The 24963-nt window shown below is 62.5% G+C and carries 22 protein-coding genes; 13 read left to right on the top strand and 9 right to left on the bottom strand.

All coding sequences use genetic code 11. The features are described 5' to 3' along the window. Positions 1-61: 61 nt before the first annotated feature. Positions 62-2068, bottom strand: a complete 2007-nt coding sequence (locus ACQ4WY_RS16205; protein WP_436504908.1) for a sensor histidine kinase — start codon at positions 2066-2068, stop codon at positions 62-64. An 80-nt stretch (positions 2069-2148) separates the two neighbouring features. Here ACQ4WY_RS16205 and ACQ4WY_RS16210 point away from each other — a divergent pair, with 80 nt between their 5' ends. Next, positions 2149-2832 carry a response regulator transcription factor gene (locus ACQ4WY_RS16210; protein WP_353659402.1) on the top strand — a complete coding sequence of 228 codons (684 nt, stop codon included), beginning with the start codon at positions 2149-2151 and terminating at the stop codon, positions 2830-2832. A gap of 314 nt (positions 2833-3146) precedes the next feature. On the opposite strand, the gene ACQ4WY_RS16215 is transcribed toward ACQ4WY_RS16210, so the two are convergent. Beyond that, entirely contained in the window at positions 3147-3620 is a 474-nt protein-coding gene (locus tag ACQ4WY_RS16215; RefSeq protein WP_353659403.1) for an Lrp/AsnC family transcriptional regulator, read from the bottom strand. Between the two features lie 161 nt (positions 3621-3781). On the opposite strand from ACQ4WY_RS16215, the gene glmS reads away from it, so the two are divergent. Both glmS and ACQ4WY_RS16225 read left to right on the top strand, forming a co-directional pair. Then, complete coding sequence (gene glmS, locus ACQ4WY_RS16220; protein ID WP_436504909.1) at positions 3782-5611, top strand: glutamine--fructose-6-phosphate transaminase (isomerizing); 1830 nt, start codon at positions 3782-3784, stop codon at positions 5609-5611. 121 nt (positions 5612-5732) lie between these two features. After that, entirely contained in the window at positions 5733-6875 is a 1143-nt protein-coding gene (locus tag ACQ4WY_RS16225; protein ID WP_436504910.1) for a serine hydrolase domain-containing protein, read from the top strand. Between the two features lie 16 nt (positions 6876-6891). On the opposite strand, the gene ACQ4WY_RS16230 is transcribed toward ACQ4WY_RS16225, so the two are convergent. Both ACQ4WY_RS16230 and ACQ4WY_RS16235 read right to left on the bottom strand, forming a co-directional pair. Next, complete coding sequence (locus ACQ4WY_RS16230; RefSeq protein ID WP_436504911.1) at positions 6892-7773, bottom strand: methylenetetrahydrofolate reductase; 882 nt, start codon at positions 7771-7773, stop codon at positions 6892-6894. Continuing rightward, positions 7745-8677, bottom strand: a complete 933-nt coding sequence (locus ACQ4WY_RS16235; RefSeq protein WP_436504912.1) for a LysR family transcriptional regulator — start codon at positions 8675-8677, stop codon at positions 7745-7747. Before ACQ4WY_RS16235 ends, ACQ4WY_RS16230 begins: the two co-directional genes overlap by 29 nt. A gap of 128 nt (positions 8678-8805) precedes the next feature. Here ACQ4WY_RS16235 and msuE point away from each other — a divergent pair, with 128 nt between their 5' ends. From msuE to ACQ4WY_RS16250, 3 genes are all read left to right on the top strand, one after another. Then, positions 8806-9387 (top strand): FMN reductase, encoded by a 582-nt coding sequence (gene msuE / locus ACQ4WY_RS16240; RefSeq protein WP_436504913.1) that lies wholly within the window; start codon positions 8806-8808, stop codon positions 9385-9387. Between the two features lie 66 nt (positions 9388-9453). Beyond that, positions 9454-10431: a DUF1852 domain-containing protein gene (locus tag ACQ4WY_RS16245; RefSeq protein ID WP_353659409.1), complete on the top strand. Its 978-nt coding sequence runs from the start codon at positions 9454-9456 to the stop codon at positions 10429-10431. A gap of 28 nt (positions 10432-10459) precedes the next feature. Beyond that, positions 10460-11488: a methionine synthase gene (locus ACQ4WY_RS16250; protein WP_436504914.1), complete on the top strand. Its 1029-nt coding sequence runs from the start codon at positions 10460-10462 to the stop codon at positions 11486-11488. Positions 11489-11597: 109 nt separating this feature from the next. On the opposite strand, the gene ACQ4WY_RS16255 is transcribed toward ACQ4WY_RS16250, so the two are convergent. Beyond that, entirely contained in the window at positions 11598-13277 is a 1680-nt protein-coding gene (locus ACQ4WY_RS16255; RefSeq protein ID WP_436504915.1) for a methyl-accepting chemotaxis protein, read from the bottom strand. Positions 13278-13543: 266 nt separating this feature from the next. Here ACQ4WY_RS16255 and ACQ4WY_RS16260 point away from each other — a divergent pair, with 266 nt between their 5' ends. Next, positions 13544-15967 carry a DUF3772 domain-containing protein gene (locus ACQ4WY_RS16260; protein WP_436504916.1) on the top strand — a complete coding sequence of 808 codons (2424 nt, stop codon included), beginning with the start codon at positions 13544-13546 and terminating at the stop codon, positions 15965-15967. Here the strand turns inward: ACQ4WY_RS16260 and ACQ4WY_RS16265 are convergent. Further along, the gene (locus ACQ4WY_RS16265; protein ID WP_436504917.1) at positions 15964-16452 is read right to left on the bottom strand and encodes a DUF2938 domain-containing protein; all 489 of its coding nucleotides are present in this window, start codon (positions 16450-16452) and stop codon (positions 15964-15966) included. The two genes, ACQ4WY_RS16260 and ACQ4WY_RS16265, sit on opposite strands and share 4 nt — an antisense overlap. Before the next feature lie 63 nt (positions 16453-16515). Here ACQ4WY_RS16265 and ACQ4WY_RS16270 point away from each other — a divergent pair, with 63 nt between their 5' ends. From ACQ4WY_RS16270 to ACQ4WY_RS16285, 4 genes are all read left to right on the top strand, one after another. Then, on the top strand, positions 16516-17160 hold the full coding sequence (locus ACQ4WY_RS16270) for an ArsR/SmtB family transcription factor (protein WP_436504918.1): 645 nt from the start codon (positions 16516-16518) through the stop codon (positions 17158-17160). Then, positions 17160-17672: a ClbS/DfsB family four-helix bundle protein gene (locus ACQ4WY_RS16275; protein WP_436504919.1), complete on the top strand. Its 513-nt coding sequence runs from the start codon at positions 17160-17162 to the stop codon at positions 17670-17672. Before ACQ4WY_RS16270 ends, ACQ4WY_RS16275 begins: the two co-directional genes overlap by 1 nt. A 95-nt stretch (positions 17673-17767) precedes the next feature. Beyond that, on the top strand, positions 17768-19483 hold the full coding sequence (locus ACQ4WY_RS16280) for an NAD+ synthase (RefSeq protein ID WP_436504920.1): 1716 nt from the start codon (positions 17768-17770) through the stop codon (positions 19481-19483). Continuing rightward, positions 19480-20535, top strand: a complete 1056-nt coding sequence (locus tag ACQ4WY_RS16285) for a bifunctional nicotinamide-nucleotide adenylyltransferase/Nudix hydroxylase (protein WP_436504921.1) — start codon at positions 19480-19482, stop codon at positions 20533-20535. Before ACQ4WY_RS16280 ends, ACQ4WY_RS16285 begins: the two co-directional genes overlap by 4 nt. A 26-nt stretch (positions 20536-20561) precedes the next feature. Here ACQ4WY_RS16285 and ACQ4WY_RS16290 read toward each other — a convergent pair whose 3' ends face one another. Next, complete coding sequence (locus ACQ4WY_RS16290) at positions 20562-21389, bottom strand: hypothetical protein (RefSeq protein WP_436504922.1); 828 nt, start codon at positions 21387-21389, stop codon at positions 20562-20564. Between the two features lie 139 nt (positions 21390-21528). After that, positions 21529-22431 carry a LysR family transcriptional regulator gene (locus ACQ4WY_RS16295; RefSeq protein ID WP_436504923.1) on the bottom strand — a complete coding sequence of 301 codons (903 nt, stop codon included), beginning with the start codon at positions 22429-22431 and terminating at the stop codon, positions 21529-21531. Between the two features lie 127 nt (positions 22432-22558). Between ACQ4WY_RS16295 and ACQ4WY_RS16300 the strand changes: the two genes are divergently transcribed. Next, entirely contained in the window at positions 22559-23980 is a 1422-nt protein-coding gene (locus ACQ4WY_RS16300) for an MFS transporter (RefSeq protein WP_436504924.1), read from the top strand. Then, entirely contained in the window at positions 23977-24375 is a 399-nt protein-coding gene (locus tag ACQ4WY_RS16305; protein ID WP_436504925.1) for a DUF4440 domain-containing protein, read from the top strand. Before ACQ4WY_RS16300 ends, ACQ4WY_RS16305 begins: the two co-directional genes overlap by 4 nt. Before the next feature lies 1 nt (position 24376). Here ACQ4WY_RS16305 and ACQ4WY_RS16310 read toward each other — a convergent pair whose 3' ends face one another. Further along, a complete protein-coding gene (locus tag ACQ4WY_RS16310; protein WP_436504926.1) occupies positions 24377-24952 on the bottom strand; it encodes a DUF1349 domain-containing protein in 576 nt (191 codons plus the stop codon). Between the last annotated feature and the right edge of the window lie 11 nt (positions 24953-24963).

Genomic DNA, 24963 nt, shown 5'->3' on the forward strand with positions numbered 1-24963 from the left:
ACTTAAGATTGAGCAAACCTGAGCGATTCCCGACTGATTTAGTCGGGAATGCCGGCGGCAATCAGGCGGGCAGGCGCAAGGCGAAGCTGATGGTGCCGTTGTTGCCGGCGCTGTCGAGGGTGACCTGGCCGCCGTGCAATTCGGCGATGCGCTGCACCAGGTACAGGCCCAGTCCGGCACCAGGCTTGTGCTGGGCGATGCGGCCGCGGAAGTATTTCTGGAACAGGCGCGGGATTTCATCGGCCGGCAGGGGCTCGCCCGCATTACTGACGATGATCTGCACGCGGCCGTCATCGAGCGTGGCGGCCTGCACGCGTATCGCCTGGGCTTGCGGCGCATGCCGGTCAGCATTGCTGAGCAAGTTGCGCAGGGCCACACGCAGCAGGCTGGCATCGACCACGACGCTGTCGGGCAGCGCTTGCACGCTGGCATCGATGCGGCCATCGGGCCATTCGGCCAGCACGGCGTGCAGCAGGGCGCGCAAATCGCATGGCTGGGGACGGAACGTCGCCGCGCTCGTTTCCATGCGGTCGGCGCTCAGGTATTCATCCACCAGTGCCGTCATGCGGCCGCTGGCTTCGCGCAAATTCTGGCAGCGCTGCAAGGTTTTTTCACGCGGCGCGTCCGTGTTGCGGGCAATTTGCTGGGCCGTGGTATTGATGATGGCCAGCGGCGTGTGGAATTCATGCGACACCATGGCAACGAAATCCTGCTGCTCTTCGCGGGTGCGGGTTTCCACTTCCAGCGCGGCGCGCAATTCGCCTTCGAGCGCGGCGCGCCGGCCGATTTCCTGCCGCAACGCCACGGTGCGCAGCGCCACCTGCTCTTCCAGGCGTTCGTTCAGGGCGCGCACGGCGCTCACGGCCTCGGCTTGTGCCCGGTCCTTGGCGCGGCGCAATTCGGCGTAGCGGCGGTTGAGGCGCAGGCTCATCAGCATCATGTGCACGAACGCGCCCAAGGTGGCCGCATGGTTGGTCCAGAAGTTGGGCGGCACGATCGCCATATTGCGCAGGAAACTGATCACCACGCCCGCATAAAAGATGCCGAAGATAAACAGGAAGGCGCGCGCCGGACGATGCCCGCGCAGTGCCATCCAGCTGGCCAGGGCGATGAACAGCACGATCAATGGCAAGGCCGTCATTTGTACGACGAGCACGCCAGCGGCATAGTCGCCGTGCAGCACCAGCAGCGCACCACACAGGGCGGCAGCGGCCGTCAAGCCCACCACGACGCGGCTGAAACGGGGATACAGGGCGGGCAGTTCCAGTTGCAAAGTGGAAAAACGCGCACCGACGGCAATCGACATGGCCATCGACACGCCCAGCATGGGATCGGACAGCCAGTTCGGCATGGCGAAAATTTGCTGGGGAATGGCGATCGTCAGCGCTTCCGTGGTGGCATTCGTCAGCACGTACAGCAGATACCAGCCGCTGTGGGCTTCGCGCGTCATGCGCCAGAAAAAGATATGGAACAGGATCAGCAGCAAATAACTGCCGAACTGCAAGCCGTAATACAGGTATTCGCGGCGCGAGGAAGCGTCGAAGCTGGCGCTGGGCAACAACGTCAGCTCCGTCGACATGGCTTTCTTGCTGTGCAGGCGGACCAGCCAGCGCTGTGGCGTATCGGCTTGCAGGCGCAGCGGAAACACCACCTGGCGCGCATCGATGGGCCAGTTGCCGCGCGCCACGTCGGCGCCCGCCTGCTGCAAGATCCAGTGGCCTGCCGCATCCCAGCGGTACAGCCGCACGTCGTCGAGCACGGCATTGCTGAAACGCACGACCCATTCATCGGGGGAGGCTGCCGCGCGTGTCACCTCCAGGCGTAGCCAGACGGCGTCCTGCGTGTAGCCGGCGCTGACGGCGCCGGGCAAGCTGCGCCAGCCGGGCGCCGCCAATGCCGCATCGGGCCCCAGCCGGCCCGTGGCGTCGCGCAGCATCTGCAGGTGGCCGCTGGCGGAAACGGGCTGTCCGCTGGCTGGTAGCAACAGCGGCGCGGGCACAGGCGCTGCAGTTGCAGCCTGGGGGAACAGGGCGGTGAACAAGAGGAAAATGGAGAGCAGGATTTTCATGGCGAGGCAGCTTACCACGGCCATGGCGGCAGTCAGAAAGACAACTTCCCGGCCCCACGGCGATCGGTTATCCTTGCGCCATGTTGAACCTCATCCTGCTTGAAGACGAAGCCGTGCTGCGCCACGAGCTGACCGAGTTTCTCGGCGATTGCGGCTACCGCGTCAGCGCCGTGGCCGACCTGGCCGCCTTCCACGCCTGCTACGCGCCGGCCCTGCACCGTATTGCCATCATCGACCTGGGCTTGCCCGATGGCGAAGGCATGGTGCTGGTACGCGCCTTGCGCGCGCAGGGGCAGCCCATCGGCATCGTCGTGTTTACGGCGCGCGGGGCCACGCAGGACAAGGTCAAGGGATTGGGCGGTGGTGCCGACTACTACCTGCCCAAGAGCGCCGACCTGGATGAGCTGGCAGCCACCCTGGGGGCGCTGGCTCGGCGCCTGGGTGCGCCGCCGCCCTCCACGGCCTGGGTGCTGGAACTGGGACCGCGCCGTCTCTTGCCGCCCGGCTGCGGCGCCATTGCGCTGTCGCAACAGGACGTCACCGTGTTGCACGCGTTGATGGCCGAGCCGGAACGCATCGTCAGCCGCCAGCAGATCGTGCAATCGCTGGGCGAGGATTTTCTCAGCTATGATCAGCGCCGGCTGGACACCCAGATCAGCCGCTTGCGCCGCAAGGCCGAACAGGCGGCGGGCCTTGCCTTGCCCATCAATACCGCCCGCAACGCCGGCTACCGCTTCTATGCCGAAGCGGAAGTACGCCCCTGAGTTTCCCGTCTGTCGCCGCGGAAAGGCTGTGGATAAGCCTGTCGATAAGTGGACTGCTAACTTGTTGGCAAGCTGTGCGTAGCCGGTGCACAAGTTTACCTGGCAGTAGCTTATGAACTCTTTCCCTGCTGGTGCAGCACCGTCGTGTACCGCCTGAGGGCGCTTCCTGGTGCAGCCCTTGCCATCCTGCCGTGGCCTGCCCGTATCATGCCTGTGCATAAGCCTGTGGGCAAATGCTGCGTAAGCGGTGGAAAAGCGCCGTATAAGTATGTGGACAAGCGGTGTGCAAGCGGTGGATAAATAAAATCGATAAATCAAACAGCGATGCGCGTTTCGAATTTGCTGCGAAACGTGGAAAAATAGCTTTTGACGTTGCGCACATTCGCGTGCGCGGCAAACAGGCGGTGCGCCAGCGCGTGGTAGGCGGGCATGTCGGCCACCTGCACCATCAGCACGAAGTCGGGTCCGGGCGAGACCCGGTAGCATTGCAGCACGGCCGCTTCCTCCGCCACCAATTGTTCGAATTCCGCCATGCGTTCCGCCGCCTGTACGTCGAGCGTGATTTCCACGATGGCCGTCAGGCGCGCGCCCACCAGTTGCGGCGCGACGATGGCCACTTGCCGCTCGATGACGCCGCTTTCCGTCAAATGCTTGACCCGCCGCAAACACGTGGGCGCCGAGACGTGCACTGCTTGCGCCAGCTCACTGTTGGTTTGCGATGCATCAATTTGCAAGGCGTTCAGGATGCGACGATCAATCTCGTCGAGAGTAATGTTGCTATGGTTCATGATTTTGATGAATTAGAAAACATATCGAGTTTAAATGAAATAATATTTCACCGCAAAATAGTCGTGAAATATTCAGTCAAAAATACACGGATTTAGAAAGCATATTTCATTCACTCTGCATTAGCATGCTTGCATTGATTAAATTTTAGACAGAGGTTTCCATGTGCGGCATCGTCGGCGCGGTAGCGCAACGTAATATCACTCCCATCCTGGTCGAAGGCTTGAAGCGCCTGGAATACCGTGGCTACGATTCCTGCGGCATCGCCCTGCATGCGGATGGCCGTTTGCAACGTTCGCGGTCCACCTCGCGCGTGGCCGAGCTGGAAAAGCAGATCGCCGAAGAAGGCTTGAGCGGTTTTACGGGCATCGCCCACACGCGCTGGGCCACGCATGGCGCCCCGGTCTCCTTCAATGCCCACCCGCACTTTTCCCCAACGGAAGAGAACGCCCGCGTGGCGCTGGTGCATAACGGCATCATCGAAAACCATGACGAACTGCGCGCCGAACTGACGGCCCTCGGTTACGTCTTCCAGAGCCAGACGGACACGGAAGTGATCGCCCACCTGGTCGAGCACATGTATAACGGCGACCTGTTCGAGACCGTGCAGCAGGCCGTGAAACGCCTCGACGGCGCGTATGCGATTGCCGTTTTCTGCCGCGACGAACCGCACCGCGTGGTCGCAGCGCGCCAGGGCTCGCCCCTGATCGTCGGTCTGGGCAATGGTGAAAACTTTGTCGCCTCGGATGCCATGGCGCTGGCCGGCACGACCGACCAGATCATCTACCTGGAAGAAGGCGATGTGGTCGACCTGCAATTGTCGCGCTGCTGGATCGTCGACGTCGATGGCAAGCCCGTCGAGCGCGAAGTGAAAACCGTGCATGCGCACACGGGCGCGGCCGAGCTGGGCCCGTACCGCCACTACATGCAGAAGGAAATCTTTGAACAGCCGCGCGCCATCGGCGACACGCTCGAAGGCGTGACGGCCATCATGCCGGAACTGTTCGGCGACAACGCCTATGCCATCTTCAAGCAGATCGACCGCGTGCTGATCCTCGCCTGCGGCACCAGCTCGTATGCGGGCATGACGGCCAAGTACTGGATCGAGTCGATCGCCAAAGTGCCTGTCAGCGTGGAAGTGGCCAGCGAATACCGCTACCGCGACAGCGTGCCGTACCCGAACACCCTGGTCGTCACCATCTCGCAAAGCGGCGAAACGGCCGACACCCTGGCCGCCCTGAAACATGCGCGCAGCCTGGGCATGCAGCACACCTTGACCATCTGCAACGTGGCCACCAGCGCCATGGTGCGCGAATGCGCGCTGGCCTACATCACGCGCGCTGGCGTGGAAGTGGGCGTGGCGTCCACCAAGGCCTTCACCACGCAGCTGGCCGGCCTGTTCCTGCTGACCCTGTGCCTGGCGCAAGTCAATGGCCGCCTGTCCGAAGAACAGGAAGCGGCGCACCTGAAAGCCATGCGTCACCTGCCCGTCGCCATCGCCTCCGTGCTGGCGCTGGAACCGCAAATCATCGCCTGGTCCGAGGAATTCGCGCGCAAGGAAAACGCCCTCTTCCTGGGCCGCGGCATGCATTACCCGATCGCCCTGGAAGGCGCCTTGAAACTGAAGGAAATTTCCTACATCCATGCCGAAGCGTACCCGGCCGGTGAACTGAAACACGGCCCGCTGGCCCTGGTGACGAACGAAATGCCGGTCGTCACCATTGCGCCCAACGACGCCCTGATCGAAAAGCTGAAATCGAACATGCAGGAAGTGCGCGCCCGCGGCGGCCAGCTGTACGTCTTCGCCGACGTCGACTCGCGCATCAGCTCCGGCGAAGGCTTGCACGTCATCCGCCTGCCCGAGCACTACGGCGACCTGTCGCCTATCCTGCACGTGGTCGCGCTGCAATTGCTGGCGTATCACACGGCGCTGGCGCGGGGCACGGATGTGGATAAGCCACGCAATTTGGCCAAATCGGTGACGGTGGAGTAAGCAGGCCGGGTGCCACCCCGGGCCACCAAGAAGAAAACGCCACCTCCGGGTGGCGTTTTCTTTTTTCTGTCACAGCTGAACCCACTGTGCGAGAATGCCACTCCCCCCCCGGATGGTGCGCATGATGACCAAACTCGCCGCAATCATAACTGGAATGACACTCGTGCTGGCAGCTTGCAAGCCCGCAGCCACAGCACCTGCGCATGACATTCCTGCGGCAATGCGCCAGACCGCGACCACCCTGCTGCAGTCAAAATTGCTACACGCGACCTCGATTGCCGTCGTTTATCGCGGCAAGGAATTCATTCTGCATCAAGGCGAGCTGGAGACCGGCAAAGCCAATCCGCCGAACGATGCAACGCTGTATGAAATCGGCTCAGTCAGCAAAACTTTTGCAGGCCTGCTACTGGCGAACGCCGTGCTTGATGGGAAGGCGGCGCTCGACGATCCCATACAAAAGTACCTGGCGGCCACTTACCCGAACCTGCAGTCGCAGGGGCAGCCAATTCGCTTGCGCCATTTGATCACGCACACCAGCAATATGCCGGGCATGCTGCCATTGCAGGTGAACACCGTATTGAAGGATTTCACTGCACACGCCACGCCGGCAAAGCTCAATGCAGCCTACGCCAACTACGGACAACAGCAATTCTGGCAGGACTTGCACACAGTTACCATCAAAGGTCCGCTTGGCAAGGACTACGCATATTCAAGCGCCGGTACCGAACTCATTGCGCACACTCTCGAAAAAATCTACGGAATGCCCTATGAAGTCCTGCTCACGCAATTCATCGCGCGCGAAGCGGGCATGCAAGATACCAGGCTGAGAATCACAGCCAGGGATACCGGCAGGCTAGCGCCCGGCTACCACAGCGACAATCCCGCCATGACAACACCGATGCCACAACTGCCTTGGGGGGCAGCGGGCAACCTGAAGTCGACTATGCCGGATATGACGAAGTACCTGCGCCTGCAATTGGGCGCCAATCCCGCAGTCGTCGAATCGCACAAGCCGCTGGTACGCTTTCAGGACGACTTCAGCATTGGCTATTTCTGGAACATCGGTAGCAATCGCCAGTTGGGCACGCATTATGTCCACCATGGCGGCGTGCCACGTGCGCAAAGCTACGCCTACGTCGTTCCTAAATATCAGCTTGGGGTCTTCATCATCACCAACCAGAGCGGCGACGCTACTGCCGGCGCCATGGAAAGCGCGCTGGCGCATATTTTCGACACAGTGGAATCCATGGAAAGCGCGAAGTAGGCATGAGCTGTCATGCTCAAGGAGCTGGTTCGGTGCGAGAACGGTACTGCTCTATCCACTTCACAGACTGTGCGATGCCTCCAAAGGGAAAGAAATGCAGGCTGACCTTGCCATGTGCTTCTGTCAGCCCGGTGGCCAGGCGCTCAACAAAAAGATCCGGCCCCGCCGTGCCGAACAGTTTGCCGATTGAGATGCCGTACTTGGACCACATCGATGCGCATGCGCCCACGCCGCACAATGCGGCATAGCGCGCGAGCACCGCGATGCTCGCGGGGCCCGGCACGCCCACGCGCACGGGATGTTCAATGCCACGCTCGCGCAGCGCTTTCAACCACGTCAACACGATGTCAGCATCAAATGCAAACTGCGTGACGATCAAGGGCGTCATGCCGCGCTTGTCGATGCTGTCGCACTTGCGTTCGAGCACCTCCCACTGTTCGGCCGTGCTCATGACCGGATGTCCTTCCGGGTGACCACCCACGCCGATCACCTTCATGCCCGAGCGCTCGAAAACGCCTGTTTCGATCAGCGAGGAACTGTCGGAAAACGGCCCCATCGGGGTGGACGGATCTCCGGCGATCACGAAGCAGCGTTCGACGCCGGCCTCAGCGACCGCGCGCTGGACGAACGAATCCAACTCGACGAGCGAGGAGATACGGCGCGCAGAAAAGTGCAGCATGGGCTCAAAGCCGAGTCTGCGCACGGCCCGCGCTGCAGCCAGTCGCGCGTCGTTGTCCTCGCGAGGCAGGTAGGGAATGGCAATGGTTGACGCGGGCAAGATCCGGGGCGCTGCTGCGTTCAAAGCAGCAATGTCCTTCGCACTGACTTCCAAGGAATAGGCGTGCGTGATGTTGCTGGCGGGCCTGGGCTTATCGGGATGCATCCAGGGCTTCAGCATCACTCCCTTGCGCCATGACGATGGCAGGCTGGCGGGCCAGTTCGATGAAGGCCCGCACGTAGTCGATAGCGGTGTCCGCCTCGCGTGCCCCCAGGAAGATCTGCTTGGCGACGCCTCGCGCGCCCAGCCGCACAGGCACCACGTCCATCTTGGTCGCATATTCCTCGACTAGCCAGCGCGGCAGGGCGGCCACACCGCGGCCGCTGGCTACCATCTGCAGCATGATATCGGTGGTTTCGATGGCTTTGTGGCGCTTGGGCGTGACACCGGCCGGCAACAGGAACTGGTTATAGATGTCCAGGCGCTCGATGTCCACGGGATAGCTGATGAGCACTTCCTGGGTCAGTTGCTGGGGTTTCACATAGGCCGCCGACGCCAGGGCATGGCCCTTGGCCACGACGAGCACCTGCTCGTAGTCGAACACGGGTTCGAATGTCAGCCCCGGCTTGTACAGCGGGTCGGGCGTGACCAGCAGGTCGATCTCGTAGCCGAAGAGCGCGCCGATCCCGCCGAATTGGAACTTCTGCTTGACGTCCACATCCACGTCGGGCCATGCGGCCAGATAGGGAGACACCACTTTGAGCAGCCACTGGTAGCAAGGGTGGCATTCCATGCCGATGCGCAGCGCGCCGCGCTCGCCCTGCGCGAACTGGCCCAGGCGCTCTTCGGCCAGGTCCAGTTGCGGCAGCACCCGGTTCGCCACCGCCAGCAGATACTGGCCGGCCTGCGTCAGGCGCAGGTTTCGCCCTTCGCGCAGCCAGACGTCGGTGCCCAGTTGCTGCTCCAGCTTCTTCATGCTGTGGCTCAGGGCCGACTGGGTCAGGTGCAGCACGCTGGCTGCGGCCGTCAACGACCCTTGTTTCTCGACCTGCTGGACGATGCTGAGGTGGATGCGTTCAAGCATTGAGATGAGCCATGTTCATGGATGTATGAAATAAGACCATTATACTTCATCGATTCCCGCCGCTATCATCGATCCCTTTGTTGCCTGCATTGTTCGGCCCTGGCGCATCCATCCCTATGAAAGCAAACATGACACGTCCACTTCGTATAGTCGCGGTTTCCGGTGGGCTGCAACGCCCTTCCAAGGCTGCAGCCCTGGCCGAGCACCTGATGGACCTGATCGCCGACGAAGTGCTGTGCGAACAACGCCTGGTCGAACTGGGTCAGCTCGCACCGCAGCTAGCCGGCGCGGTCTGGCGCTCCCACCTGCCCGATACGGTGGAGCGGGAACTTGCCGCGGTCGAGCAAGCTGACATCCTGGTGGTGGCAACACCGGTCTTCCGCGGCTCCTACACGGGACTGTTCAAGCACTTCTTCGACTTCATTCATCAGGACGCCTTGATCGACAAGCCAGTCTTGTTGGCTGCGACCGGCGGCAGCGAGCGCCATGCCCTGATGATCGACCACCAGTTGCGGCCGCTGTTCAGCTTTTTCCAGGCACGCACATTGCCGCTGGGCGTCTATGCAACCGACAAGGATTTCGTCGACTACCGTCTGCAAGACGAGGCGCTGATCCAGCGCGCCGCGCTGGCGGTGCAACGGGCCTTGCCATTGATCGGCCTGACGCGCCATGCGCCTTCTGCCACCGCTGACGAAGCGGTCGCGGCCTGACATGGATCACGACGGCCAGCAATCCACACATTCATTTTTTCGCAGAAATCAGGACACCAGATCACCATGAGCAAAGATTTTATATTCAGCATCAAGAGTATTGTTTTCGATGAAAACTATCATCCGGCCGACAATACGCGCCTGACGACCAACTTTGCCAATCTGGCCCGGGGAAACAGCCGCCAGGAAAACCTGCGCAATACCCTGAGGATGATAGACAACCGTTTCAACAACCTGGCGCATTGGGACAACCCGAACGGCGATCGCTACTCCGTAGAGCTCGAAATCATTTCCGTGGAGTTGAATATTGATGTCAAAGGCAGCAATATTCCATTGATCGAGATACTGAAACCGACCATCATCGACAAAAAAACCGGGGAACGAATCGCTGGGATTGCCGGCAATAACTTCTCCTCTTACGTGCGCGATTACGACTTCAGCGTCGTGCTGGCAGAGCACAACAATAATAAATCCACCTTCAGCGCCCCGGATGATTTCGGCGATTTCCATGGCAAGCTGTTCAAGCACTTTGTAAGCTCAGACACTTACCAGGAGCATTTCGACAAGCCGCCGGTCATCTGCATCAGTGCATCGAGCAGCAAGGTCTATCACCGGACCGGAAATCAGCATCCCGTATTGGGTGTCGAGTATCAACAAAACGAGTTTTCCTCCACCGATCAATATTTTGAAAAAATGGGGATGCAAGTTCGCTACTTCATGCCGCCGGATAGCGCCGCACCGCTGGCGTTTTATTTCATCGGCGACCTGCTGGGCGACTACACCAATCTTGAACTGATCGCCACCATCAGCACGATGGAAACATTCCAGAAAATTTACCGGCCCGAAATTTACAACGCCAATTCGGCGGCAGGCAAGTCGTATCAGCCCAGCCTGAAAAATCAGGACTATTCATTGACGCAGATTGTCTACGACCGGGAAGAGCGCAGCCAGCTGGCAGTCAAGCAGGGCAAATATACGGAAGAGCACTTCATCAAGCCATACAAAAATATTCTTGAACAATGGGCTGCGAATCACGCTCTCTGATTAATCAACATACACGACATTACTGATCATGAAAAAATTATTGCCTACTTCAACCGCCGGTAGCTTGCCCAAACCTTCCTGGCTTGCCCAACCTGAAAAACTCTGGTCGCCCTGGAAATTGCAGGACGAGGAACTGATCGAGGGCAAACAGGATGCCTTGCGTTTGTCCCTGCAGGAACAACAGCACGCAGGCATCGATATCGTCAGCGATGGCGAGCAGACCCGCCAGCATTTCGTCACCACCTTCATCGAGCATCTGAGCGGCGTTGATTTTGACAAACGCGAGACCGTCAGAATTCGTGATCGCTATGATGCGAGCGTGCCGACCGTCGTTGGCGCCGTGAGCCGCCCGAAGCCGGTTTTTGTGGAAGACGCCAAGTTTTTACGTCAGCAAACCACGCAGCCGATCAAATGGGCCCTGCCAGGTCCGATGACGATGATCGATACGCTGTATGACAGCCACTACAAGAGCCGTGAAAAACTGGCCTGGGAATTCGCTAAAATCCTCAATCAGGAAGCCCGAGAACTGGAGGCGGCTGGCGTCGACATCATCCAGTTTGACGAACCCGCCTTCAATGTCTTCTTTGATGAAGTGAATGACTGGGGGATTGCTACCCTGGAAAGGGCGATCGAAGGGCTCAAATGCGAAACTGCCGTCCACATTTGCTATGGATACGGTATCAAAGCCAATACTGACTGGAAAAATACGTTGGGGTCCGAATGGCGTCAATACGAAGAATCTTTTCCCAAGCTGCAGAAATCGAATATCGATATCATCTCGCTGGAATGCCACAACTCACGTGTTCCCATCGACCTGATTGAACTCATCCGTGGCAAAAAAGTGATGGTCGGGGCCATTGACGTGGCAAGCAATACCATTGAAACGCCGGAGGAAGTCGCCAACACCCTGCGCAAAGCGCTGCGGTTTGTCGATGCCGACAAGCTCTACCCGAGCACCAACTGTGGCATGGCGCCCTTGTCTCGTCGCGTAGCAAGAGGCAAATTGAATGCGCTCAGTGCAGGCGCAGACATCATCCGTGGAGAGCTTTCGGCCTAGCGTTGCTATGTCAAATTTAATTGTTTGACATGAATAAGGTCGTGTAACAGGAAGCAGCCCATGCTGCATGACGCCACAGGCACCGGCAGGTAGCTGTGGCGTTGCTGTCTTAGAACTCTTCCCAGTCCGATAATGCGGCTGCTGCCGGCGCAGCTTTCCTCGCCGCCGGCACGCGTAGTGTGATGGCTTGCTGGCGCGGTGCGGTTGGCGTGGCGACTGCCGCTTTGGTCTGCGGCTTACCGGCGTCAAGCTTGAACGCACTCACCACCTGCGCCAAGGTGGCCGCCTGCTCCTGCATGGCCGCGGCGGCGGCCGCCGATTCTTCCACCAGGGCCGCGTTTTGCTGGGTGACGTTGTCCATCTCGCTGATGGCCTGGTTGATTTGCTCGATGCCGGCCGTCTGTTCCGCGCTGGCGGACGTGATCTCTTCCATGATGTCGGTGACGCGGCGCACGCTGTCGACCAGGTCGCTCATGGTATTGCCGGCCTGGTGCACGAGCTCGCTGCCGGCCGCCACGGTCTGGGTCGAGTCGTCGATCAGGGTCTTGATTTCCTTTGCCGCGGCAGCCGAGCGGTGCGCCAGGCTGCGCACTTCCGTGGCCACGACGGCAAAGCCGCGGCCCTGCTCGCCCGCGCGCGCCGCTTCCACGGCCGCATTCAAGGCCAGAATATTGGTCTGGAAAGCGATGCCATCGATGACGCCGATGATGTCGGCAATCTTGTTCGACGAGGCGTCGATTTGCCGCATGGTCGCCACCACTTGCGCAATGACGGCGCCGCCGCGCTGCGCCACGCCGGAGGCCGTGTCGGCCAGCACATGCGCCTGGCGCGCATTGTCGGCATTCTGCTTGACGGTCGAGGTCAGCTCTTCCATGGAAGAGGCTGTCTCTTCCAGCGAGCTGGCTTGCTGCTCCGTGCGCGCAGACAGGTCCAGGCTGCCCGCCGCCACTTCGGACGAGGCCGAGGCGATGGTTTCCGTACCGGCGCGCACCGTGCCCACCGTTTGCGCCAGGTTGTCGTTCATGCGCTTGAGCGCCTGCAACAGTTGCCCCATTTCATCGCGCGACTGCACGGTGATCTGGCTGCGCAAATCGCCAGCGGCCACCGTATTGGCCACCTGCAATGCCGTGGTGACGGGACCGGTGATGGAGCGCGTGATGCCATATGCCAACGCCGCCGCAATGGCCAGCGCCGCCAGCGACATGCCGATCAGCAAGGTGCGCGTGTTGGCATAGGTAGCATTGGCCTCGTTGCCCGCCGTGTTGGCCAGGGTGTTTTGCAAGCTGATCTGTTCAGCAATCAATTGCTTGTAGACGAGTAAGACGGGGCGCAGCTGGCCGTACAGATAGGCGCTGCTGTCGTCCGGCGTGCCGCTCCTGATCAGTTCAAGCAAGGCCTCTTGCCCTTGCGCGTAGCGCGTGTTGGCGTCGTTCATCTTGGCCAGCAAAGCCCGTTCGCGCTCGGAATCGAGCATGCTCGCGAGCTTGCCGAGATTGCCGGCCGCCGCCTGGCGCGCGGCCAGGATGGCGTCGGTTTGCTTGCGCTGGTCGGCCGGATCGGCGCTGAGCATCATGTTGCGCAGGGCAATGGCGATGTCATTGATGTTGGCCGACACGCTGTTGGCGAGCTCAATCTTGGGCATGCTGTCATGCACGATATGGCCGGTACTCTGGTTGATCTTGCCCAGCATGGCGATGCCCAGACAGGAGATGATGATCAGCATGGCGCCGATGGCGCCAAAGCCTGTGGCGAGGCGTGTGCCGATGGTCAGGTTGGATAAAAACTTCATGGCTGTCTCAATACGGGGAATGGTGAAAAGGTCGGCGGCGTGCAGATGGGTGCCGCGCCGCCAAGCGGAGGACGATCCTAGACCTTTTTTTGTGATATTTCCATAGGGCAATATGCCTAGTTTCTCCCCGGGGCACACGCCAGTTCCGCCTATCCTGCGGCTTGCGCGTGTTTTCAGCTATATTGGCAGGCACCCGCCGGGCAGCACGCCATGACCGGCGCCGCTGCCAATCCGGCCGTTTTTCTCATTTTCAGCCATAGGTCCGCATGACTTCTTTCCGTCTCCGTTTCTTCCCCTTCCTGCTGGCGCTGCTATTGGCGTGCTCGCTATCTGCGCCGCCCGCCTGGTCGCAGCCCGTCGATGACGCCGCCACGGCCGACCAGCGCCTCGATGGCTTGCGCAAGCAGATCACCAGTATCCAGAAGGCGCTCGATGGCGAGGCGGAGCTCGATGACGCGACCCTGTCGCAGATGCGTGCCGATGCGCTGGCGGCCAGCGCCGAGGCGGACAAGGTGGCCGATGCGCTCGCGCCCACCCTGTCCAGCGTGCAGGCGCGGCTCGCCGAGCTGGGCAAGCCGGCGGCGGGCACGAAAGATGCCCCCGACGTGGCGGCGCAGCGCAGCCAGCTGGACCGCACCAGCAGCGCGCTCGATGCGCAGGTAAAGCTGGCGCGCCTGCTGGCCGTGGAAGCGACGCAGGCGTCGGAGCAAGTGTCGACCGCGCGCCGCGCGCAGTTGCAGGCGCGCCTGGGCGAACGCACGGCCTCGATTTTGGCCGGCTCGTTCTGGACGCAGTTGCATGCCGAGTTGCCGCAGAATCTGCAGCGTCTGCGGGCGCTGGAGCTGGAATTGGCGAATGCGGCAGGCGCCACGCCGTGGTCGGCCTGGGGCGGCTTGCTGGCCGCTATCGTGGCGGTGATCGGCGCCAGCGTCTGGGCTTCGCGCTATTTGCTGGTGGTCACGTCCACGCGCGTGCCGCATGGCCGCTTGCGCCGCTCGCTGCATGCGCTGGCCGTGCTGGTGCTGGCGCTGGCCACGCCGGGCCTGGTGGCGGAATTGCTGGCCATGGGGCTGCGCTGGGAGGGCGGCCTGTCCGAAAAAACCTCGACTTTCCTGAGCAGCTTGATCGGCATCATCTGTTTTGCCGGTTTCACGGCGGGACTCGGCCACGCTCTGCTGTCGCCACGGCGCGTGTCGTGGCGTCTGCTGCCCCTGCCCGACGCGCTGGCGCACCGCATGCGCAACTTCCCGTCGATGTTTTCCTTCATCGTCGTGCTCGTATGGGCGACGGAGCGGGTCACCATCGTCATCAACGCGGGCCTGTCCACGGCCGTGGCCGTCAATTGCATCGTCGCCCTGGTGATGAGCACGACCCTCGCCTACGGCTTGATGCGCGCCGAGCGCTGCTGGCGCCAGTTGCGCGAGGCCGATCCCGCCACCCTGGTCACGCCGCTGTGGCTGCGCTGCGTCACGGTGCTGCTGTGGCTGGCGCTGGCGTCCAGCGTCATCAGCTTGCTGATCGGTTATGTGGCCTTTGGCAGCTTTGTCGCCAAGCAAATCGCCTGGGTCATCGTGGTGGTGTGCAGCACCTATCTGCTGACGGTGCTGGTCGACGATGTCTGCATGTTGCTGGCCTCGACGCCGCCGCCGCCGGATGCCGTTAATCCCGTGCTGGCCACGCCCAAGGCGCGCGACCAGGCGGCCGTGCTGCTGTCGGGCATCGGCCGCGCCATCGTCGTGCTGCTGGCCCTGATGCTGCTGCTGGCGCCGTTCGGCGAAGGTCCGGGCGAACTGTTCCAGCGGGTCGGCAAGCTGCAGGATGGCCTGGCCATCGGCGAAGTGGCGATCCGCCCTGCCGCGCTGATCCAGGCCCTGCTGGTGCTGCTCGTTGGTTTTGTCGCGCTTGGCCTGTTCAAGCGCTGGTTGCAAAACAGTTATTTGCCGACCACCAATCTCGATTCCGGCATGCAAGTGTCATTCATCACCCTGTTCGGCTATATCGGCGGCGTGCTGGCCGTGGCACTGGCCCTGTCGGCGGCGGGCATCGGCCTGGAACGCATCGCGTGGGTGGCGTCGGCCTTGTCGGTGGGTATCGGTTTCGGCTTGCAGGCGGTGGTGCAGAACTTCGTGTCCGGCCTGATTTTATTGGCCGAGCGCCCCGTCAAGGTGGGCGACTGGGTGTCTCTCGGCGGCGTGGAGGGCGACATTCGCCGCATCAATGTGCGCGCCACGGAAATTCAACTGGGCGACCGCTCGACGGTGATCGTGCCGAACTCGGAATTCATCACCAAGACGGTGCGCAACGTTACCCTGGCCAATCCCCTGGGGCTGGTGCAGGTCAAGCTGCCGCTGCCGCTGGGCACGGATGCGCAGGCGGCGCGTGCGCTGATCCTGTCCGCCTTTGTCGACAATCCCGACGTGCTCGACACGCCGGCGCCCAGCGTGCAGCTCGACGGTATCGACAATGGCTATCTGCTATTCAACGCTACCGGCTTTGCCTCGTCGCCGCGCCTGACGTCGGGCATCCGCAGCGCGCTGCTGTTCGAACTGCTCAAGCGCCTGGACGAGGCGCATATTGCGATCGCCAAGCCCAGCACCATGGTGCTGAGCAGCGGACCGGCCCAGCCCGAGGCGCCGGCCATATCAGCCGTTGCGCTGGCGCCCGCAGCCGTGCCGCCGCTGACGTCTTAACGCACGGTCGACCACAGCAGCGCCGCCAGGTACAGGCCGATGCCGAACGCCGTGTGCGCCATCAGGCTGCGCAGGCGGGCGGCCGTCGGATGCGGCGTCTTGCTGGCGGCCAGGCCGGCGCCCATGCCCGGCTGCAAGATGCAAAACGGCGCGGCCACGCTCACGAGGCCCGCCAGCAGGGCCGGCGCGAAGGTCGGCTGTTGCACCCACTCCTGCCCCACCAGCGCCAGCAGCACGGCCGCAAACAGCACACCGATGAGGTAGTGGGCGGTCCAGCCCAGGATCGCTTCATCACGCACGGGCGCCGCCTGGGCGATGTTGACGTGGGTGACGGTGCCGCGCGGCAAATGGCCGAGCCAGCGCCCCACCATCGCAAAGTTCAGCGAGGGAATGCACCAGAAGCGCTTCAAGGCCACCGCCCACACATCCATCACCGCCGTCGCGCCCATGCCGATCGCCAAGGCATCAAGCCAGAGTATTTGCATCGCTGTCATCCTATATCATTCAATTGATTGCTTGAATGTTATAAGGGTGCTAGCATCGTGTCAATGAAAAATGCCGATATTGAATTTCTCACCGGTTCCGCCGGCTTTGCCCATATTTTAGGCAGCGCGCCGCGCCTGCGCCTGCTTGAGCAGATCGCGCACGGCGAATATGCGGTGGAGCAGCTGGTGGAGTTGACGGGCCTGTCCGTGGCGAATACGTCCCAGCATTTGCAGCAGTTGCGGCGCGCCGGTTTCGTGCAGGCGCGGCGCGATGGCAAGCGCGTGCTGTACCGTCTCGGTAGCGGCCCCATCGTGCAACTGCTGGCTGCGCTGGACGTGTATGCACAGCATCAGCGCAGCGAGTTGCAGGCGCTGGGCCGGGGTGACCACGTGGAAGCGCTCACGGGCGACGAGTTGCTGGAACGCATGCACGAGGCCAGCATCACCGTGCTCGACGTGCGTCCCGCGCAGGAATTCGCCGCTGGCCACTTGCCCGGTGCGATCAATATTCCTTTTGATGACTTGCAGCGCCGCCTGGCCGAGCTGCCCGCTAACCAGGACATCGCCGCCTATTGCCGCGGCCCGTATTGCGTGCTGTCCGTGCAAGCCGTGGCGGCCTTGCGCCTGCACGGCTTGCATGCGCGCCGCCTGGGCAGCGGCTACGACGACTGGCAGGCGGCCGGCTTGCCGGTGAGCCGGGCGGCGTGATGGCGATCCCCAACAGCAAGCAGGAACTGGTCGAGGCGATTAGCACCACGTATGCGAAACTGGCGCAGGAGCTGGCGCGCGTGCCGCCGGCGCTGGCGCGCGATCCCGTGCTGGAAGGACAAGTGGCGGGTACGCGCATGAGCGTGTGCGATCTGCTTGCGTACCTGGTGGGCTGGAACGAGCTGGTCTTGCACTGGCACGCGCAGCTGCGCGACGGTAAACGCATCGAGGACATCGCCTTTCCCGCCGAAGGTTTCACGTGGAACGCTCTTGGGAAACTGGCGCAGCGCTTCTATGCAGACTATGCTGAGCTGAGCATGGAAGACTTGCAGCAGCGCCTGGAACAGGCGAAAAACCAGCTGCTGGCGCTGATCGAAAGCCATGATGATGCGCAACTGTATGGCCAGCCCTGGTACACGCATTACACGATGGGGCGCATGATCCAGTTCAATACCTCGTCGCCATATGCGAATGCGCGCACGCGCTTGCGGGCCTGGCTCAAGACCTTGTAGCACCCTGAGCGGCAGGCTTGCACGATTGCATCAGTACCATCAGAAACGTTTTCAGGCAGGATAGTGGTTTCAAGCGTAATCAATGAAGGATCACCATGCTGACCATCGCCCTCGCCCAGATGAATCCCACCGTGGGCGACTTCGACGCCAATGTCGCCGCCATCATCGCGCGCATGGGCCGCGCCAGCAGCGATGGCGCCGACCTGCTCTTGTGTCCCGAACTGTCGCTGTGCGCGTATTACCCGGGTGACCTGTTCGAAGATGTCGCCTTCCTGCGCGACATGCAGCAGGCGCTGGATAAGCTGCTGCAGGCATCCACGCGCTGGCCGGCGCTGGTCACCGTCATCGGCACGGCGCGGTCGAATCCTGGCGTCGGCAAGCCCCTGTACAACGCCTTGCTGGCCATCCGCGACGGGCGCATCGTGGCCGAATACTACAAGCAGCTGCTGCCGACGTACGGCATCTTCGATGAGGGCCGCCATTTCGAGCCGGGCCCGCCCGGCGCCTGCACATTGCATATCGCGGGCTGCAAGGTCGGCTTCATGATTTGCGAGGATGGCTGGAACGACGATGGCCGCGCCTACGCCGTCAACCCCTTCGAGGCGCTGCACGCGGCGCGGCCCGACCTGGTCGTCAGCATCAATGCCAGCCCGTCCGACATCGGCAAGCGCGCGCAGCGCCACGCCGTGTTTGGCGCCGCCTGCGCGCGCGTCAATCTGCCCCTGCTCTTCGTCAACCAGGTGGGCGGCCAGGACCAACTCGTCTTCGACGGCGCCTCGTTCGCCATCTCGCCCACCGTGGGCCTGCAATTCGAGGCGGCCCGCTTCGTCGAAGATTTTCAATTGCTGCGTTTTGCTGATGGCCGTTTCGCGCAGTCCGATGGCCAGCCCTTCCCCGTGCCCGACCCGGAAGGCATCCCCGCCGTGGAATTTGCGCGGCGCCAGATCGTGCTGGGTTTGCGCGACTATGCGCGCCGCTGCCGTTTTACAAAAGTCGTCGTCGGCTGCTCGGGCGGCATCGATTCGGCGCTGACCCTGGCCTTGGCCGTCGAAGCGCTGGGCGCCGACAACGTCGTGGCCATCACCATGCCGTCCGTCTTTTCCAGCGCCGGCTCCGTCACCGATTCCGTCGCCCTGTGCGCCAACCTCGGCATCGCCCTGTACACGCATGCCATTCGCGACATCGTGGCGCAATACGAAGCCGGTTACGCCCAAGCTTTCGACGGCAAGTTGCAAGGACTGCCGCTGGAAAACCTGCAGGCCAGGGTACGCGGCACGATCCTGATGGAATACTCGAATGCGTTCGGCGCCCTGCTGCTCACCACCGGCAACAAGAGCGAAATCTCAGTCGGCTATTGCACCCTGTACGGCGACACGAACGGCGGCCTGGGGCTGATCGGCGACTTGTACAAGACCGAGGTCTTTGCCCTGTCGCGTCATATCAATACCAGCGCCGGGCGCGAACTGATCCCCGCCGCCGTGCTCGATAAACCCCCGTCGGCGGAACTGGCGCCGGGCCAGCGCGACACGGACAGCTTGCCGCCGTATCCCGTGCTCGATGAAATCTTGAAGTGGCATATCGAAGGGCGCCGCCTGCCAGCGGCCGAAAGCGCGCAAGCGCTGACCCTGGTCGACCAGCTGCGCGAGACGGACGAGGGCCGGGCGCTGGTGACGCGCATCCTCGGCATGGTCGCCCGCAACGAATACAAACGGCGCCAGGCGGCGCCCATCATCCGCGTGCGTTCGCGCGCCTTTGGCAGTGGGCGCCAATTGCCGATCGCCGCCCACTACCCCACCGGAGACGACGCATGACCCTCACCTATTCCGCCGACGCGGCCATCCTGATCGGCCGCTTCCAGCCTTTTCACAATGGGCATGCCGGCTTGCTGCAGTCGGCGCTGACGACCGCCGCCCAGGTAGTGGTGGTGCTCGGCTCCGCCTTCCATGCGCGCAGCCCGAAGAACCCGTTTACGTGGCAGGAGCGGGCCGCCATGATCGCGGCCACCCTGCCCGAGGCGCAGCGCGCGCGCGTGCATTACGTGGCCGTGCGCGATTACTACGACGATGGCCTGTGGGCCGACGCCGTGCGGCGCGCCGTGGCAGGCGCGGTGCCCGCGGCGCAGCGCGTCACCCTGGTGGCCTGCTTCAAGGACGCCACCAGTTACTACCTGCACCACTTCCCGCACTGGCAGTTATTCAATCTGGAGATAGATCCTGGTGCACCGATTGGCGCGACGGCGATCCGCAACGTGCTGTTCGAAGCCGAAGACGTCGATGTGTCGCTGAGCGCCGTGGCGCAGCTGCTGCCGGCGGCCATCGGCCAGTATTTAAAAGCGTGGACTTTATTGCCGTGGTACGCGCCGCTGGTGCAGGAATACCGCGCCATCGAAGCGTACAAGGCGCGCTGGCGCGCGGCGCCGTATGCGCCCATCTTTTGCACTGTCGATGCGCTGGTGCAGACGGGCGGCCACGTCTTGCTCGTGCGCCGCGGCGGCTATCCGGGCAAGGGTTTATGGGCCTTGCCTGGCGGCTTTCTGGAACCGCGCGAACGCCTGCTGCAGGGCGCCCTGCGCGAGCTGGCGGAAGAAACCCAGCTGGGCGTGCTGGCGCCCACCCTGGTCGAGGCGCTGGTCGGCGTGGCCGTGTTCGACCATCCGGATCGCAGCCAGCGCGGACGCACCATCACGCATGCGCATTATTTTGACTTGAAGACGCGCCAGCTGCCGGCCGTGAAGGCGGCCGACGATGCGGCGCTGGCGCAGTGGGTGCCAGTGGCCTCGCTGCCGGCCATGGAAGAGCAGTTCTTCGAAGACCACTTTCATATCCTGAACCACTTCCTGCAGTTGACGCAAGAGGGGCGCTGAGGGGGAGTTATCCCCCTCTTCGCGCGTCAGGACGTTACGCGTTCCCAGCCATGCTTGACGGCTGCCTTGAAGTCGTCCCATGCCGACTGGGGATACGTGTGTTCCCAGTTGCTGCGCAGTTCAAGCTCGACCTGCTCCCAGCTTTGCCCCCGGTAGCTGTTGCTGCCAGCCATAGAATGGCCATAGCGGTAGGCGGGATCGTAGTCATCGAAGCGCGCGCCGCTGGACGCATACTGGCTACTCCAGTGGTTGCGGTAATACTGCTCGTCGTCGTAGCTGGTGCCTGGCAGGTTGTCGGCGCCGGGATAGCGGCGCGCGTTAGTGCCTGTGCTGGACGGCGGCGGCATGCCACCCGCAAATTGCTGCGACCTTGCCGCCGCTTCGTTCAGGTTGCCGGCGGACGTGCCCTGCTGCGATGGCGCACTTGACTGCATGCTGGCGCCCTGACGCATCGCGCTGTCGCTTTGCGGCGCGCCTTGCCAGCCGCCGGTGCGCCAGTGGTCGGCGTGCGCATCGATGTCGAGCGGCGCATAGCGCTCGACGAGGTCGGTGGCGCGCTGGATATCGGCGTCGCTCGCGCCTTCCAGGGTTAGCACGACATGCCCGCGCCGCACGGCTTCCGCATAGATGTGGCGGTCGGCGTGGCTGCCGAACAGGTCCGTAAAGAAATGCTTGATGTTGTCGAGCAGACTGTCGCTATCGTCGCGACGGATATTTTCCGTGGCGGAAAATTCATCACTGCCCGCATCGTGCAGGCGAATGCTGGCGCCGGGAAAGCCAGCCGTGATCAGGTCGTGCCGGGCGCGCTCAGCCATGTCGCGCAGTGCGAAAACTGCTGCCAATGTATGTGCCATGATGATCTCCAATCGGTGAACAACGTCCTTCCAGTGTAGGCCGTGCCAGGCGAAAGGGGCGCTCGTTTGCCCCTTGGAAATCGTTGTGTTCAACAAATATTGACGACGTGATATGGATGCCGTGGCGCCACGTGAAACCTCAGGCGGGCGTGCCCACGAACGCGTGCAAAAAGTCGATAAAGGCGCGTACCTTTTCCGCAATATGCTGGGTGTTCGGATACACGGCATACACGCCCTGTTCCGGGAAGACGACGTCGGGCAGCAGGCGGCGCAGGCGTCCCGCGCGCACTTCCCCTTCCACCTGCCATTGCGGCAGCAGGGCCACACCGCAGCCGCCCAGGGCAAAGCCCAGCAGGGCCGAGGCGGAATCGGAATGGATGGCGGCCTCGTCCTGCGCGGTGAAGGCGGCGGGGCCGTCCGGCGTCTGCACATCCCAGCGCAGGGGCGAAGCGAGGCGGCTGTGCGCCAGCCAGCGCGCGCGCTGCAAGTCGGGCAAGGTGGCGATGTCCCTGCCGGGCAGGCTGGCCAGGTAGGCGGGCGAGGCGATGGGCCAGATCGCATACGGCTCGATCAGCGCGGCGCGGTAGCTCGAATCGTTGAGGGAACCCATGCGGATGGCCAGGTCGTAGCCGCCCGAGATCAGGTCTTCATGCGACGACGACGAGGAATGCTGGATCTGCAACTGCGGGTGGGCGGCGGCGAAGGCGATCAGCGCGGGGATCACCGTGCGGCTGCCGTATTCGACGGTGGTGGTCAGGCGCAGGGTGCCGCGCAAGCCTTGGTGTCCCTGGCGCGCCGTCTCGATGGCGCCCTGCGCTTCGCTCAGCACGCGCTGGCAATCTTCGTAAAAACGCCGCCCCACGTCGGTCAGCGCCAGGCTGCGCGTGCTGCGCGTGAGCAGCGACACGCCCAGCTCCGCCTCCAGCTGCTTCAAGTTAAAACTGACGACGGCCTTGCTCTGGCCCAGCACGGCGGCGGCCGCCGTCAGCGAACCGGCATCGACGATGGCGATAAAAATACCCAGGCGGTCAAGACTGATCATGATGAAGAGTAAGTAGACATGCGGTTTTCAAGAGTTTGTCAAAATTTGTTTGACAGTGTAATCGGGGCTGGCCCGTTACGCAAATGACGTCGGGCGCTTAAGCTGGCGGTTTGCCATTCGGAGCACCATGGACTATCGCAAAAAGGTCGCGGCCATCTATCTGCTGGGTTTTTTCGTCGACCTGATCAACATGTTCATCACCAGCGTCGCCTACCCCGACATCGGCCATGCCTTGCACGCCTCGGTGGCGCAGCTGGCCTGGACCAGCACCGCCTACATCCTCGGCCTAACCATCGTCATCCCGGCCAGCGCCTGGCTGGCTGCCTATTATGGCAGCAAAACCGTGTTCATGGCATCGTTGCTAACTTTTTTATGCGCCAGCATCGGCGCTGGCCTGGCACCCTCGATCGAGACGCTGATTATCTGGCGCTGCGTGCAGGGCCTGGGCGGCGGCTTGCTCATTCCGCTGGGGCAAAGCATGACCTATCAGTTGTACCAGCCTGCCGAGCGCCCCGGCCTGTCCTCCGTCATCATGCTGGTGGGCTTGCTGGCGCCCGCCCTGTCGCCTGCTCTGGGCGGCGTGATCGTCGACAGCCTGTCGTGGCGCTGGATCTTTTATTTGAACGTGCCGTTTGCCGCGCTGGCGCTGCTGCTGGCCGCCTGCTGGCTGCGTCCCGACCCGCCTCGCGGGGCCGTTCCCCGCCTCGACGTGAGCGGCCTGCTGGCGGGCAGCACGGCGATTTTGCTGCTATTGCTGGGCCTGACCATGCTGGGTACGCCGGGTGAGCTGCTGGCCGGCGGCACCGTGCTGGCGCTGGGCGCCGCCTGCACATGGGGCTACGTGCGCGGCGCGCTGCGCAAATCCACGCCGCTGCTCAACCTGCGCCTGGCGGCCGAACCCCTGCTGCGCATTGCCATGCTGATGTATTTGCTGGTGCCTGGCGTCTTCATGGGCGTGAGCCTGCTGGCCATGCTGTACCTGCAGGGCGTGCTGGGCATTTCGGCGTCGACGGCCGGCGCGCTGATGCTGCCGTGGGCGCTGGCCTCGTTTGCGGCCATTTCGCTGACCGGTAAAAGCTATCGCCGCGTGGGTCCGCAACCCCTGTTCATCGCTGGCGCCCTGCTGCAGGCGGCGGGCATGCTGATGCTGCTGCGGGTGGACTCTGCGGGTCAATTATTCTGGCTGGCCGGCGCGTATGCCGTGATGGGTTTTGGCGGCGGCTTGTGCAGCAGCACGGCGCAAAGCACGGCCTTTTTGCGCACGCCGGACGCGCAATTGAGCCAGGCCAGCGCCGTGTGGAATATCAACCGCCAGCTGGGCTTTTGCCTGGGCGTGGCGCTACTCAGCGTACTACTCAATGGCTTGCTGGCGGCGCAGGGCATAGCCTCGCTGGATGACCCGGCCCGGCACCTGCGTGCGGCGCAGGTTTTCCACTGGTGTTTTGCGCTGGCCGCCGCCTCGTGCGTACTGCCTTTGGCGCTGTGCATGCGCATCGACAACCGCGCCGTTCTCGACCTTTTACATCAGCATGGAGTAGCAAAAAAATGAATGCAATGAATCCGTATTTTGACGACGTGTTGTCCACGCATGTGCTGATCCGCGAGTGGCTTTCGGGCGCAGCCACGGCGCCGGAACATTGCGCTAATTTGCTGGCGCGTTTTTCACCCGATTTCACGATGGTGGCGCCTGGTGGCAAGCAGCTCGATCACGCCGGCTTGACAACGTTTTTCCGCGCTGCCGGCGGCAGCCGTCCGGGCCTGCAGATGCGGCTTTCCGACCTCGTTTTCATCCAGGAAAGCGCGGCCGGCGCCATCGTGTCCTACCGCGAATGCCAGTCGCTGCCGGGTGGAGAAAACACCGAGCGCCTGTCGACCGTGGTGTATGACAAAACACCCACTGGCGCCCTGCTGTGGCGCCATCTGCACGAAACGTGGGTGGTTTAATTTAACTCAAATCATGCAAGTCTTTTTGCTGCGCCGGAGCGATGGAAAACTGCGAAAAAACCACTTCTAGGCCACCACGTTCCGGTGTGCAACACATGGGGCCGACCAGGTAGCGCGATGCCGTGGGAAACGGCGCCAGGCGCAGCAACGGCCAGCACTGGCTATCGGTGGAATACTGCACCCGGATCACGCCTTGCGCCACCGTCACGCGCAGCCAGAAACCGTCCGGCATGGCGGGGGCGATGCTGACGGACCAATCCGATTTGTCCAAGGTTAATACGCTGCTCAGCAGCAGCTGGCCGTCGGAAAATTCGACACCGCATTTGATCCAGTTTTGTTCGTCGATGCGCACCATCATGCCGGCCTGGTCATACAGCGACGCGTACTGTGCCGCCACGTGCAACTGCGCCGTGAAATCGCCATCGATGTCAGTGCCGAAAAAGTGGCCGTTGTCGCGGATAAAACCATACGAGGTCTTGCGCCAGAAATCCGTACTGGCATCCGTCGTCACGCGCAATTGCGCGCCGTCGGCGGACCATGTTTCCGGTGGATTGAGCCAGCTGCCTTGTGTGAACATCGCGTGCCTTT

The organism is Janthinobacterium salmonicoloratum (assembly GCF_051380845.1).
Lineage (GTDB): Bacteria > Pseudomonadota > Gammaproteobacteria > Burkholderiales > Burkholderiaceae_D > Janthinobacterium > Janthinobacterium lividum_F.